Consider the following 13,452-nt stretch of genomic DNA (forward strand, 5'->3'; position numbering starts at 1 on the left):
TTAATACTTTTACTTAGCGAATTTTCTTACAGGGTAATTTTCCATTTTTTTTCTGTATTATTGCCCTTTAATCTCGATGGTTTCAAAATAAAATAGTGTAAGAACATGCAGATAATAAAGACTCAGATCCAATTTGTAGGGATGTTACTTTTATCTATAGCCATGCTTGTTGCTTGTAGCAGTGGAGGTAGTCAATATGAGCCTGTTGCTACCGATCAAGTAGGTGCAAAAAAAACGACAATAATAGATGAGAGTGGTGCAGACCCTTCGGTAACAGCAGAATTAGGTGGAAAAGGTTTTGGTGAATTGGCTGATTCTTTGGGATTTGTGACCAGCGATGATTATAACCTCACAGGCTCACCTGATGCCAAAAAAGGGGGAAACATTACAATGGCTTGGGTGGATATGCCCAAAACGCTTCGGTACATTGGTAAAGATGCAAATACAAGTGAAAACTGGATTGTGAGTAGTTTGGTATATGAAGGTTTGTTGAATAACAATACCAAAACACAAGAATTTTTGCCTGCATTGGCTTCACATTGGAAGGTATCGGAGGATAAAATGACCTATTGGTTCCGTATTGATCCTCGTGCACGTTGGGCTGATGGACAGCCAGTTGTTGCAGAAGATGTGGTGGAAAGTTGGAAAATCAGAATTGACCCAGGTATTGAATCCCCTTCAACCAATGGGACGTATGAAGAAAACTACGAAGAACCGAAGGCTTTGAGTAAGTACATGGTGGAGCTGAAATTGAAGAAAGAAAACTGGCGCAGTATTTTGTATTTCAGTGGAATGCCTATTTTTCCTGCTCACTATTTGAAGCGTGTGGAAGGTGGTGCTGGTTTTATCAAAAAATATCAATGGGAGATGATTCCTGGTTCTGGTCCTTATCAATTGGATTTGGAGCGATCGCCTCGTAATGAACAAGTTTTATTGACACGTAGAGATGATTATTGGGGCTATGCCCATCCTGCAAATGAGGGCTTATACAATTTTGATGAAATCAAATTTATCAAGGTTGCTGATGATAAATTGCGTTTTGAAAAATTCAAAAAAGGAGAGTTTGACCTCTACACAGTTGCACGAGCTCAGTGGTGGGTAGAAGAATTGAACGCCGAAAAATTGGAGGAGATAGAACGTGGATTGATTCAAAAACGCAAAATTTATAACTTTGAAGCATCTGGTTTTTCAGGTTTGGGCTTCAATACCCGTGAAGCTCCCTTCAATGACCTTCGTGTGCGACAAGCCTTTGGTTATTTGTGGAATATTGATGAACTGAATGAGAAATTATTCTTCAATGAATATGCCAAATGTTCGTCTTACTTTGAAGGAACGCCTTTTGCCAACCCAAGCAACCCCAAACCAAGTTATGACCCAGACAAAGCGGTGAAATTATTGGAGGAAGCAGGCTGGAAAAAAGCGTCAGATAGTAAATGGTTGGCGAATGCAAAAGGAGAAATTTTTGAAGTGGACATGCACATTCTTCAAAGTTTTGAACGTATTTTTACTCCTTTCCAACAAGACCTCGAAAAAGCAGGTATCAAGTTTAACTTGGTGATTACGGATCCGCAAACACAGTTTTCTAAGGTGTTGGAACGCCAATTCAAAGTGAGTTACATGAATTGGGGAGGATTAAACATTCCGAATCCCGAAACTTCAATGCACTCCAAATATGCCGATCCTCCACAGACCAACAATATTGCAGGGATGAAAGTACCTGAGGTGGATAAACTTTGCGAGCGATATGATGAATCTTGGGATCCTGCTGAACGCCAACAAATTTTGCGTCAGATTGATAGCATTGCATATGCGGGACAGTATTATGCGTTTGGATGGGGAGCGCCTTATACCTATCGTTGTGCTTATTGGAACAAGTTTGATACGCCTGAATGGGGATTACCTCATCAAGCCAACTTGAGCTACGAATATGTATTTGCATCGTGGTGGTTTGACGAGGCGAAGGCTGCAAAATTGAAGCAAGCAATGGAGGACAAAAGCATTAAAATGGAAACGAAGCCCGTTGAAGTGGATTATTGGGGGAGAAAAAGTGGGGCTGTTTCGCAGCCAAATCCATAATGGATGAATGAAAACAAAAGCGAAAATTAAAATAAAAATTAAAAAAAATGTTCAAATATATACTCAAGCGTTTGTTATTGATGATTCCGACCTTTATTGGTGCAACATTGCTTGTATTTTTGATATTGGCGTTGGTGCCTGGTGGTCCGTTTGAAAAGGCTGTTTTTCAATTGCAAGCTGCACAAATGTCGTCGGGTGAAGGTGGTGGTGGTTCGAGTAGTGTGGAAGGGAGCAATCAGCTTTCAACGGAAGTATTGGATCAACTTCGACGACAGTATGGTTTGGATAAACCTTTGATGGTTCGCTATTTGATTTGGTTGGGTCTGTATCCTCGTGAAATCAAAGGCAAGAAAATAGCCTACAACAAACCTTTTCGGGAAAACTTGGAGTACTTCAAAACTGGTGAGCGCAGCCGTACTTATGAACTTCAACGATGGGTTCGGGTGAGAAAAGAAGGTGATAAGGAGATAATAGAAGTTAGTGGTGTGGGAACAGATTTTAAGGTATCGGAAGGACCTTATAGTAAGTTCCCTGAATTGCCTTTTGCAGATGCTATTCCTAACTGGTATCCAAATGATGAATGGAAAATCAGGGAAGTGATGGATGTATATGAGGTGAAAGATACGAGTGTAAATGTGAGTAAGAACATTGAAGTAAATAAGGATTTTGAAAAGTCTTTCTTTACCAAGTCCACAGAAACTCTTGAAATTCAAGAAGACGGAAAGGCAGAAGGCTACAATAAGGTGACATGGGTGAGGGTAACTCGTGAGAATGGGAAATTGAAGACCGAAGAAGGAGTGGTGACTTCTCGCATCAGTAGAGATGGTGAGAAAGTATCAACGCATTTGGTACAGTCAGATGGGAGCATTAAAAAAGTACCTTATGAGCGAGATAAACAATTATACGATTACATTACGGAATGGAAACCTGCGAACAACTGGCAGATTGCAGTAACTGAAAAATTGGCGAATCCTACACAAACGGCGTTTAGCGGAATTTTCACGGGAGATTTTGGTACTTCTTATGTATATGATCAACCTGTATTGAGTTTGATTCGTGAAAGACTACCTATTTCTATGTATTTTGGGATTATTGGTTTTCTCTTGACTTATCTGATATGTATTCCTTTGGGGATTATGAAAGCGGTGCGGCACAATACGCCCTTTGATTTTGTATCGAGTGCTATTGTATTTATGGGATATGCTGTTCCTGGTTATGCTTTTGGTGCATTGATGTTGGTATTGTTTGGAGGGGGTACATTTATGGATATTTTTCCTTTAGGGGGATTCCATTCACCTACCGAAGTTTGGGAGAAAATGACTTTTATTCAAAAGGTTGCCGATCAATTGCACCACACATTTTTGCCTGTATTGTCGTATATGTTGGGCAGTTTTGCGTTTTTGACGATCCTGATGAAAAACTCTTTGATGGACAACTTGGGGCAAGACTATATCCGAACAGCCTTTGCGAAAGGACTGGACGAGAAGAAGGTGATTTATTTGCACGCAGTTAGAAATTCCTTGATTCCATTGGCAACGGGTATTGGAGGTATTATCGGTTTATTTTTGGCAGGTTCTTACTTGATAGAACTGGTCTTCAATATTGACGGAATCGGTAAGCTGGGTTTTGAAGCGATTGTGAGTGTGGACTATCCTGTATTCTTGGGTTTCTTGGTACTGTTTATCATCGTCCGATTGTTTGGGAATCTTATTTCGGATATGTGTTATGTTGCAGTAGATCCACGAATCAAGTTTGATTAAAAGTAAGGAATCAAGATTTAAAATAACAATGAAAATTAAAAAAATAACCTTGTCATCAGGTTGTTTGAAAATCTAATCAAAATATGTCTGATACTACTAATACTAAAGCAACTTTTAAATCAGAATCTATATTACAGAAGCGGATTAAAAACTTCAAACGCATTAAGCGTGGATATTATTCGCTTATTATCATCACTATAGCCTATTTTCTATCTTTTTTAGCCCCTTTGTTTGTCAACAACAAAGCGTTGGTAGTGAAATACAGTGGCTCCTATTATTTCCCTGCAATGGGTGATTTGTTGGGCGAAGGTGTGGTGAAACATAAAGATGCGATATTTTATGGGCAGGAAGAAGTGTTTGGCGAAAAACGTTATGGTGAGCCACATTACCGAGAACTTAAAAAACAGTTCAAACAACAAAATGCAGGCAATTGGGTCTTGATGCCTTTGTATGATTACAGCCCTGTTGAAAATTTACTGAGCGAATTGAAGTCGAATCCACCTACTGCGCCCGACTCCAAACATATTATGGGAACGGATAATCGAGGCCGAGATGTTTTTGCTCGATTGGTCTATGGTTTTCAGATTTCACTGTCTTTTGCATTGGTTGTCACCTTTTTCTCTTTCCTGATTGGGATTATGATTGGTGGCTCACTGGGATTTTATGCAGGGAAGTTGGACTTGTATGGGCTTCGATTCATTGAGATTTTCAGCATGATTCCTTTCTTGTTTGTGATGATGATTCTTTCTTCTTTCATCAATCCGAGTTTTTGGATGTTGGCAGGTATGTTGATTATTTTGGGAGGTTGGATTGGAGCGACTTACTATATGCGTGGAGAGTTCTACCGTGAAAAATCACGTGATTATACGGCTGCTGCTATTGCAATGGGGGCTTCTGATAGGATGGTAATGTTCAAGCACATTCTACCCAATGCGATTACACCTATTATTACCTTGGCCCCTTTTTCCATCATCGGCAATATTTCCTCTTTGGTGGCATTGGATTTCTTGGGCTTCGGTTTGCGTCCGCCTACACCAAGTTGGGGGGAATTGATTCGACAAGGAGTAACGGAGGATATCAGCAATTGGTGGTTGATTGTCACACCTTTGTTCATGATTTTCTTGACGCTGACCACGATTACTTTTATTGGTGAGGGGGTTCGTCAGGCGTTTGATCCTAGAGAGTATTCGAGGTTGCAGTAAGATAGGTGGGTTTGATAAATTTGTATAAGGTGTTGGTTTACTTCCCACATAAACTCACCAAAGACTCCTCCGCTTCTTCAAAACCCAAACTTTTGGCTTTATACATACTGGCACAAGCCTTTAAGTTTTTTTCTAATAAAAAGTAGAGAATCCCTTGCAGAAAATAGGCTTGACCATTTTTAGGTTCGAGTGAAATAACCGTATCCAAATCTTGAAGCGCACCCTTAGGGTTGCCCTTTGCGAGATAAATACTGCCCCTATCTATGTAAATATCAGCCACATCAGGAGCGACTTTGATGGCTTGATTGTAGGCTTCCAGAGCCTTGTCATTTTCCTTTTTTCGTTGATACCAAGCACCTTTTGCATGGTAAGGATAGTAATTTTTAGGATTTAGAGTGATTGCCCTATCCAAATCATCCAAATAACTTTCCTCCATTTCGAGTTGCTCCTTCACTGCTGCCCGTCCGATAAAATGGCTTGCATTGTTGGGCGCAAGCACAATAGCTTGATTGTAGTCGCTCAATGCGCCCTTAATATCCCCTTTTCGGGATTTCAAATAAGCACGAACCGCATAAGATTTGTCTGCATTGTCATCCATTCGAATCACTTGATCCAAGTCTTCAATAGCTCCTTCAATATCACCTAAAACCGATTTTACAGAACTTCGGTGAATATAAGCCTCTTTAATATCACCTTGTAAATCAATCGCTTTAGAAAAATAAGACAATGCCTCCTCGTTTTGCCATTGCAGCATTTTTACATAACCGAGCATGTGAAAAACATGAGAATTTTCACTATCCAAACTCCTTGCAATGAATAAGTCTTCCTCTGCTTCCTTCAATTTTAAAATATATGCGCGTGCCTCTGCCCGTGCAATAAAAGCCTCCACAGAAGCATCATTCACTTCAATGGCTTGGCTAAAACATCCTTCTGCCACAGCATAATTTCGCAAAAACATTTTGGTTTGACCATTTTTCATCAACAAGTCATAGTGATTGAAGGTCAAAAGTTGCTGTTCATTTGGAAGGTGTCCCAAAAAAACATCCAATGATTTTGCAGCCCTATCGTAATACTGTAGAGAAAGGTATATTTCTGCTTCACAAAGATTGACCAAATGGTTGTCAGGAAACTTGTCTGCGAACTCTTTGAGCATTAGCAATGCTGCTTCTGCTTGCCCCTCGTCAAATTTGACCAATGCCAAGCCAAGCAATGTTTCTTGATTGTATTGGTCAAATTCTAAAGCTTTTTTGAAATACAAACTTGCCTGCTCTGTTTGGTTGATATGAATAGCAGTCATTCCTGCAAGCATAAAACCCTTTGCAATAATCTTTTGCAGTAGAGGAAGTGAGTCTTTATTTACCAGAGTTTTGTGTGCTTTCTGCCAAAAGGCTGTCCGAGATTCATTCCCAAAACAATGGCTTAATTCAGTTGGAGAAAAAAGCAACATTTTTTTGAAGATAGGCAAATCAGGATTTAGCTTCAATTGTAACAACAACAATAAACCTTGATTGAAATCTCTTTGAGAAAGTTGAAGAAAATGCGATGGGTTTAAAGATTTTTTTAATCCACTTTTATTACACTGCTGCAAATGACCTTCCAATAATAAAATGGACTGTTCGTATTCTTGATGTATATAGTGTTCATAAGCCTTCTCAAAAACACCATGATCACTTTGACCATGAAGTTGGGGAGTGCATGAAAATAATAGACAATAAATACCTAAGCTTAATAATCTATTCATGGTCCACATAATTTTTTTTCAAATCACAAAAAATGATTTGGAGGTGGATGTGGTTGGTAAAGTAATTTTTGAGGCGGGATAGGTAATGTTTTGATGGCACTAATATAACAAAAAATCAGCATTTTGCTAGACATTCTCAAAAGTATAGGTCAAAATATTGTCTTCAATTTGTTGGTAATAAACCTTTACATTCCATTGGAAATCATCTTTACAAATGCTTGCTTCCAAATAACCTTCTGCTGCAATGGTAGAATCTTCAATCTTGTAGTGCCTGTGAATCAGTAAGTTTTCTTTGAATCGGAGCTCTTTTTTACTATACAACTTGTAAAGCGTTTCCTTTGCACTCCAATAAAGGGTAAGCATGAACAAGTCATTTTGGGGTATTTGAGTTGCCTCTTTTTCAGAAAGAAACTTGTGCTGCAAGCGCAAAATTCTCGGGTGAATAGGTTCTATGTCAATTCCAAGGGCTTTATGTGAATGAACTATTACCGCCGCAAAATGGTGGGAATGACTGATAGAAAGTTGGCGGGTATTTTGGTGAAGAATCGGTTTGCCAAAAGAGTTGTAAACGATTTCACCAGATTCCTCGTTTGGTATCAATTGTCGTACCAAAGCCCTTGTAGCGAGCCATTCTTTTTGTCGACGAATGCTAGTAATGCTGCGATAGAGGTTTTGCTGCCAAAGATTTGGCGGAAGCCCCCGCTTCAAATCATCCACGCTTTCTTCAATGCGCCATATACCTATAGTAGCAGCTTGTAGAGTATGAATGGTTTGGTATAAAGGCATAGAAAATATATTGTATATGGTTAGAATAATTCTTCTATATTTTTACCCCAATCTATTTTCTGCAATTGATAGACATCGTTGACCTTGTAGAAATAAAATTGAAGCCATACAGGATGTTTTTCGAACCGCAAAGCATAGGTAAATCGAAAAATATCTTCTCCTATTGCTTGCGTTTTTGCGAGATTACTGCCTTGTATTGCCCCATAATTGATAGAAGAGGTTTCTATAAAAACAATCAAATCAGTTAACACTTTTTCTTCTTCTATGGTTTTTCCCCTCAATAATTTCATTGCAGGGAGCGTTTCAGATTTTTCTAAGTGCATCAATACATCATCGCATAAACGACTTGCATCGTCTTTGTTTGTAAGAGTTTCCGTTTGTGAAAAATTCACTGAAAAAGGAAGTATCAGTAAAACAAATGATAAAAGCACTGTTAATTTCATGTTGTGTAAAAATTTATATTTGAAGATAGATATTTTTTTTGGTATTGGTTTTTTTCGGTACTTTAGGATAAATTTAGCATACATTTTAAATGTAGGAATACAAAATTATCAAGAAGATTTGTATTCAGCACAAAAACATATTATTATTATGAGCAATCAACTAACCACAAATTGGGTCGTAGAAGGCATAATTGATTTTGAACATAAAAAATATTTATTGCTTGGGTATTTACAGCACGTTAGCAAGAACTTCGATGACCAAAAAGTGTACCCTTTTCTGTCAGATTTGATTTTTCATTATCAGAATTTGGTCATTTTTAAAGAGCAAAAACAAAAGGTCAGCGGACAATTGACCAAGCGCATCCGAAAAATTGACTTAGATAATTTCCGAATTGAGTATGAAAAACTCATGCACGATGATGAATACATGGATGAAATAGAAACGATTTTAGCTTTTGCGATTCCAAAAATAAAGGTGCAAATGGAAAATGGACGAGAACTGTATGATTTTGTAGAGGCCAAAATACAAATAGAACCGATTGGCATTGTACCATTGAAGTCAGATGAGGGATATTTGTTACTCAGCAATGGCAGTGAAACAGATACACAGGTGTATAACTATCAATTAACTATTTTTGAAAGTGCATCGGAAAAATACAGAGCGATTCGCACACACTATTTGCGCTCCTATGTACGCCGATTCACAAATACCTACGAGTCGATCAAACTGGATTTGATCAAAAACAACCAGGCATTACCCAATCCTGCCACTTTTTTGGTTAAAAGTGAACAGGTTTTTCCATTGCAGGAAACGCTGCTGCCAATTGCTAAGCGGTCTTTGGTGCGGTTTATCAGTCAGTTTTAGTGAATACTTTCTTTCACTTCAATTTTACCTACAAATGCTCCTAACTCAATACTCCAATCCACAAGAATTTCTCCAAAAGGTATGCCCTTTTTTAGAAAGAAATGAGGCAATGAACAACCTTTTATTGGGAACATCGTTTCGACTTGCTCAACCTGATAATTCGGAAATAGCTGCCAAAGCTTTGCTGATTGTTGTTGAAGAGAAAAAAGAAGTGGTTTTTGTGGCAATTCAGACAGCTCCTCATAGTCTGATAATAGCTGCAAAAGCGGAATATATGGACAAGGGTAGTGAAGCAATCATTAAGCTTTTGGAAGATGAGGAGATGGAAATACCAGGTGTTATTGGAGAAAAATCACTGGGGCATATATTTGCTCAGAAGTGGTGTAGCCGAAAAAATTTAGGCTTCAAATCTCTCATGGAAATGGGTGTTTTCCAATTGGATAAGGTGACAGAGTTGGACATTGCAGAAGGAAACCTTCGTTTGGTGAATGAATCGGACGAAGATTTGTTGACGGATTGGATTTTGGGTTTTGACAGTGAAACATTTCAAGAGGAAACGCTCGAATCTGCTCGAAAACTGGCAAAAGTAAAGCTGCAAAGTGGACGGCAGTATATTTGGGAAACAAACGGAGTTCCTGTTTCAATGGCATCCGGTACACGACCTACAAATCATTGTATGACCATTTCGGTAGTTTACACGCCGCCCAAATACCGAAAAAATGGCTACGCCCGTAGCTGTGTGGCTCAAATTAGTCGAATGATGCTGGATAGAGGTTACCAATTTTGTGCTTTGTTTACAGACCTATCAAACCCAACTTCCAACAAAATTTATCAAGAAGTTGGGTACTATAAAGTGGGAGAATTTGTGAATTTGAAGTTTATTTGAAGTAAATGACCTTGTATTTTGTCGCCGATAAATAAATTTGTACTTTGAACCATGTTATTATAGTCAAATTTTTAATTGGTTTTCAAAATAGGTAAGGTGAAGAAATTATTGGGGCGAACAGATATAGTGGATTTCCCGAAACTTGATTTATTTGGGGTTGAAGTAAAAATAGATACAGGTGCATATACGTCCAGTATTCATTGTCACAGTATTAAAGTAATAGACAATGTTTTGCAATGTCAGTTTGTTGATTCGGAATCCGACAAACATCCTCCCATTATTCTGCATTTCAATGAATTTGCCACTAAGATGGTGAAAAGCTCCAATGGTATCACCGAAAAACGTTTTGCCATCAAAACGGAGATATTAATTTTCAAGAAAACTTACCGCATCGAACTCACCTTAACCGAAAGAGGCTCTATGAGGTTTCCTGTGTTATTGGGTAGAAAGTTCATAACAAGAAAGTTTATCATTGATACTTCCAAAAAGGATTTATCATTTAAAAACATAAAAATTAAACTCAAACAAACATGAAGATTGTTGTTTTATCAAGAAATCCCCATTTATATTCTACTAAAAGAGTTATTGAAGCTGGAGAAAGCAGAGGACATGAAATGGTGATTGTGGATCATACCAAGTGTGATATTATCATTGAAAAGAAAAAACCTGCCATTATTTATAAACATGAACTTCTGACAGGTGTAGATGCGGTTATTCCCAGAATCGGGGCTTCGGTAACTTTCTTTGGCACAGCAGTAGTGCGTCAATTCGAGATGATGAAAGTATTTACAGCCGTAGAATCACAAGCTTTGATGCGTTCAAGGGATAAATTGAGAAGTTTGCAGGTTTTATCAAGAGCAGGCTTGGGTTTGCCGAAAACGGTTTTTACCAACTATTCGAAAAACGTAGAAGATGTAATCAAACAGGTAGGAGGTGCGCCATTGGTTATCAAACTATTGGAAGGTACACAGGGTTTGGGAGTTGTATTAGCGGAAAATGACAATGCAGCAGAATCTGTATTGGAAGCCTTCAATGGCCTACAAGCGAGGGTAATTGTACAAGAGTTTATCAAAGAAGCAATGGGCGCCGATATTCGGGCTTTTGTGGTAGATGGTGTAGTTGTTGGATCGATGAAACGACAAGGTAAGAAAGGAGAATTTCGCTCCAATCTGCATCGTGGTGGCACTGCTGAAATTATACAATTGACAGAAGATGAGGAAAATGCAGCGATAAAAGCAGCGAAAGTCATGGGTTTAGGTGTAGCAGGAGTAGATATGCTGCAATCTGCAAGGGGCCCACTTATTTTGGAGGTTAATTCTTCTCCAGGATTGGAGGGTATTGAAAAGGCAACAGGCAGTGATATTGCCAAAAAAATTATTCGATATGTAGAACGTAATGTGTAGTATGATGGAGATTCTCGGTCGAGAAATTAAATTGGGTGAATCTGTTCAGATTAAAATGGACATCGCCAAGTTATATACCCGTTCGACCGTTGAAGTTTCCATTTTTGTAGCTCGTGGCAAAGAAGAAGGGCCTTGTATATTGTTGAGTGGAGGAATTCATGGAGATGAAGTAAATGGAGTGGAAATTGTACGCCAAATCATTACCAAAGGTTTGAACAAGCCAGATAAAGGAACCGTAATTTGTATTCCACTTGTCAATGTATTTGGATTCTTAAACCAAAAACGAGAATTTCCAGATGGAAGAGATTTGAACCGTGTATTTCCTGGGGCTAAATCAGGTTCACTTGCGAGTAGATTTGCCTACCACCTCATGAAAGATGTCATACCCTATGTGGAATATTGTATTGACTATCATACAGGTGGAGCAGAACGCTTCAATTGTGCTCAATTGAGAATCAACGGAACGGATGAGGAAAACTTGCAATTGGCAAAGGTATTTGGTGCGCCCTATATCATGTTTGCCAAAAACAGGGAAAAAACCTTTAGAGAGTCTATGACTAAATTGGGCAAAAAAGTGCTGTTATATGAAGGAGGAAAATCACTTTTTTTGGATAAAACCATCACAGAAACTGGAGTTCAAGGGGCTATCAATGTAATGCACGAATTGGGAATGAGGGATTTTTCTTCTGAAATGACAAATCATACGGTAAATGTTTCACCCGTTATTATCAAAAATTCTAAATGGATTCGTGCAAAACATTCGGGAATGTATCGCCCTATCGTACAGATAGGGGAAAAGGTCATGAAAGGTGAAAAATTGGGGAGTATTTCCGATCCATTCGGGAATTTTGAAGAAACATTTAAAAATACGCAAGAGGGGTATGTTTTGTGTTCCAACCTCGCTTGCATGGTCAATCAAGGTGATGCTCTTTTTCACATTGGATTTGAATAGTGCTGCAAAAAAAAGTGTTATACAAGCTTTTTTGAAGCTAAAAAATGAAACATTGGAAGTTTCTTCTCCTTCAAACTTGACATTTGTTCAATGATCAATTTACCTTTTGGAAAAACAAAATTCCAATGCCTTTTGGACTTTGGACAAAAGACATAAGTAGAAAGACAAAAGAGTTAAATATTTGGATATGATTAAATTGTATTATTCCTAATGATTTAAAACCTTTTGTCTTATGCGTTTAATCTTTCGTCCAAAGTCTATTATTCTTCAATCAAATTCTCGGCAAAAATTTATCTCTGCAATAGTAGAGGACGCATAAATGGCGCACCGTTTATATTGATTCTTAGGCTATAATAACCATTAGGCAACTCATTTGTTGAACTGTACTCAATAGTATGAATGCCTTCACCGAGCGTATCTTTTGTGAATATTTCACCAACATTTCGCCCCTGCAAATCCAATATAGAAACCGAAACATCTGCGGGTTTTTCCAACTCCAATTGAAGGTTGATTTGACCCAAACTTGGATTTGGAAATAATGTTGCTTCCACATCAAAGCCAACCACATCTTCAATTCCAGACACCAAGTCATTAAAATGACTCATCACAGGTAGTACGTTAGCCTTCAACATGTCAAAATCAGCAACAAGTGACATGTCAAAAAAGTAGGTAAGAGTTTGAAATACACCACTATCGTAATAAGAACCACAGATTCTGTCTGCAAAAATATAATTTGCATCTCCCATTTCATATACAGCAGAAGCATTCTCTACCAAAGTGACCCCATCTACCCACCAAACGGTAGAAAACATAAAAGTCAAATCGGTTAAACCTGCAATGACTGAATTTTCGCTTGGATTCAGAATTGGAACTCCTAAATTACCATCATCCCCATAGCTTTGTACATCATAAGAAGCTATGCCTAAATAGTCATACACAAAGTCTCCCGCAGCAAAGGTATCAGGAGCTTCCCCGTATCGGTCAAAAAGAAAATCAAGCCCCGTTACCCACAATTTTCCTCCTCCATTAAGGTAGGCCTTAATAGAAGCATTGTCTTCTTCCAAGCCATTCCAAAAAAGCAATCCATTATCATCAGTCGAAGTAGTCCAAACAACCAAGTCAAAGTCTTTCATGTATAAATCCGTAGGACCTGATGCGCTATCTACTGCATTGTAGTAAGTTGCGGGAAAACCCACTGCTTCCAGTGCAGAATGAAAGAGTTCTGCGTTTCCAAACGCATCACCTGAGTCATCTACAAAAAGTACCGATATTTGCGCTTGTGCTTTATTGAAGCAAAAGAGAGAGGATAGTAAGAATAATAAGTAAATTTTTTTCATC

Annotated in this window: 12 protein-coding genes; 8 read left to right on the plus strand and 4 right to left on the minus strand. The window is 38.4% G+C overall.

All coding sequences use genetic code 11. The features are described 5' to 3' along the window. Positions 1 to 141: 141 nt before the first annotated feature. The 3 genes from R3E32_26215 (at position 142) to R3E32_26225 (ending at position 5,038) form a co-directional block, all read left to right on the plus strand. Positions 142 to 2,076 (plus strand): extracellular solute-binding protein, encoded by a 1,935-nt coding sequence (locus R3E32_26215; protein MEZ4888252.1) that lies wholly within the window; start codon positions 142 to 144, stop codon positions 2,074 to 2,076. A 47-nt stretch (positions 2,077 to 2,123) separates the two neighbouring features. Further along, positions 2,124 to 3,836 (plus strand): ABC transporter permease subunit, encoded by a 1,713-nt coding sequence (locus tag R3E32_26220; GenBank protein MEZ4888253.1) that lies wholly within the window; start codon positions 2,124 to 2,126, stop codon positions 3,834 to 3,836. Between the two features lie 83 nt (positions 3,837 to 3,919). Beyond that, positions 3,920 to 5,038 (plus strand): ABC transporter permease subunit, encoded by a 1,119-nt coding sequence (locus R3E32_26225; GenBank protein MEZ4888254.1) that lies wholly within the window; start codon positions 3,920 to 3,922, stop codon positions 5,036 to 5,038. Between the two features lie 37 nt (positions 5,039 to 5,075). Here R3E32_26225 and R3E32_26230 read toward each other — a convergent pair whose 3' ends face one another. The 3 genes from R3E32_26230 to R3E32_26240 all read right to left on the minus strand — a co-directional run bounded on the left by R3E32_26230 (position 5,076) and on the right by R3E32_26240 (position 8,008). Further along, on the minus strand, positions 5,076 to 6,779 hold the full coding sequence (locus tag R3E32_26230) for a tetratricopeptide repeat protein (protein MEZ4888255.1): 1,704 nt from the start codon (positions 6,777 to 6,779) through the stop codon (positions 5,076 to 5,078). 126 nt (positions 6,780 to 6,905) lie between these two features. Continuing rightward, positions 6,906 to 7,565, minus strand: a complete 660-nt coding sequence (locus tag R3E32_26235; protein ID MEZ4888256.1) for a 4'-phosphopantetheinyl transferase superfamily protein — start codon at positions 7,563 to 7,565, stop codon at positions 6,906 to 6,908. 20 nt (positions 7,566 to 7,585) lie between these two features. After that, positions 7,586 to 8,008 carry a hypothetical protein gene (locus tag R3E32_26240; GenBank protein ID MEZ4888257.1) on the minus strand — a complete coding sequence of 141 codons (423 nt, stop codon included), beginning with the start codon at positions 8,006 to 8,008 and terminating at the stop codon, positions 7,586 to 7,588. Positions 8,009 to 8,156: 148 nt separating this feature from the next. Here R3E32_26240 and R3E32_26245 point away from each other — a divergent pair, with 148 nt between their 5' ends. The 5 genes from R3E32_26245 to R3E32_26265 all read left to right on the plus strand — a co-directional run bounded on the left by R3E32_26245 (position 8,157) and on the right by R3E32_26265 (position 12,114). Further along, positions 8,157 to 8,873, plus strand: a complete 717-nt coding sequence (locus R3E32_26245; GenBank protein MEZ4888258.1) for a hypothetical protein — start codon at positions 8,157 to 8,159, stop codon at positions 8,871 to 8,873. Between the two features lie 34 nt (positions 8,874 to 8,907). Next, positions 8,908 to 9,759 carry a GNAT family N-acetyltransferase gene (locus tag R3E32_26250; GenBank protein MEZ4888259.1) on the plus strand — a complete coding sequence of 284 codons (852 nt, stop codon included), beginning with the start codon at positions 8,908 to 8,910 and terminating at the stop codon, positions 9,757 to 9,759. A 96-nt stretch (positions 9,760 to 9,855) separates the two neighbouring features. After that, positions 9,856 to 10,293 carry a RimK/LysX family protein gene (locus tag R3E32_26255; protein ID MEZ4888260.1) on the plus strand — a complete coding sequence of 146 codons (438 nt, stop codon included), beginning with the start codon at positions 9,856 to 9,858 and terminating at the stop codon, positions 10,291 to 10,293. Continuing rightward, entirely contained in the window at positions 10,290 to 11,162 is an 873-nt protein-coding gene (gene rimK, locus R3E32_26260; GenBank protein ID MEZ4888261.1) for a 30S ribosomal protein S6--L-glutamate ligase, read from the plus strand. Before R3E32_26255 ends, rimK begins: the two co-directional genes overlap by 4 nt. 1 nt (position 11,163) lies before the next feature. Then, positions 11,164 to 12,114, plus strand: coding sequence for a succinylglutamate desuccinylase/aspartoacylase family protein (locus R3E32_26265; GenBank protein ID MEZ4888262.1), 951 nt, complete (start codon positions 11,164 to 11,166; stop codon positions 12,112 to 12,114). 290 nt (positions 12,115 to 12,404) lie between these two features. Here R3E32_26265 and R3E32_26270 read toward each other — a convergent pair whose 3' ends face one another. Then, positions 12,405 to 13,451: a T9SS type A sorting domain-containing protein gene (locus tag R3E32_26270; protein MEZ4888263.1), complete on the minus strand. Its 1,047-nt coding sequence runs from the start codon at positions 13,449 to 13,451 to the stop codon at positions 12,405 to 12,407. Position 13,452: the final 1 nt, after the last annotated feature.

The sequence above is a fragment of the Chitinophagales bacterium genome (genome assembly GCA_041392475.1).
GTDB lineage: Bacteria > Bacteroidota > Bacteroidia > Chitinophagales > UBA2359 > JAUHXA01.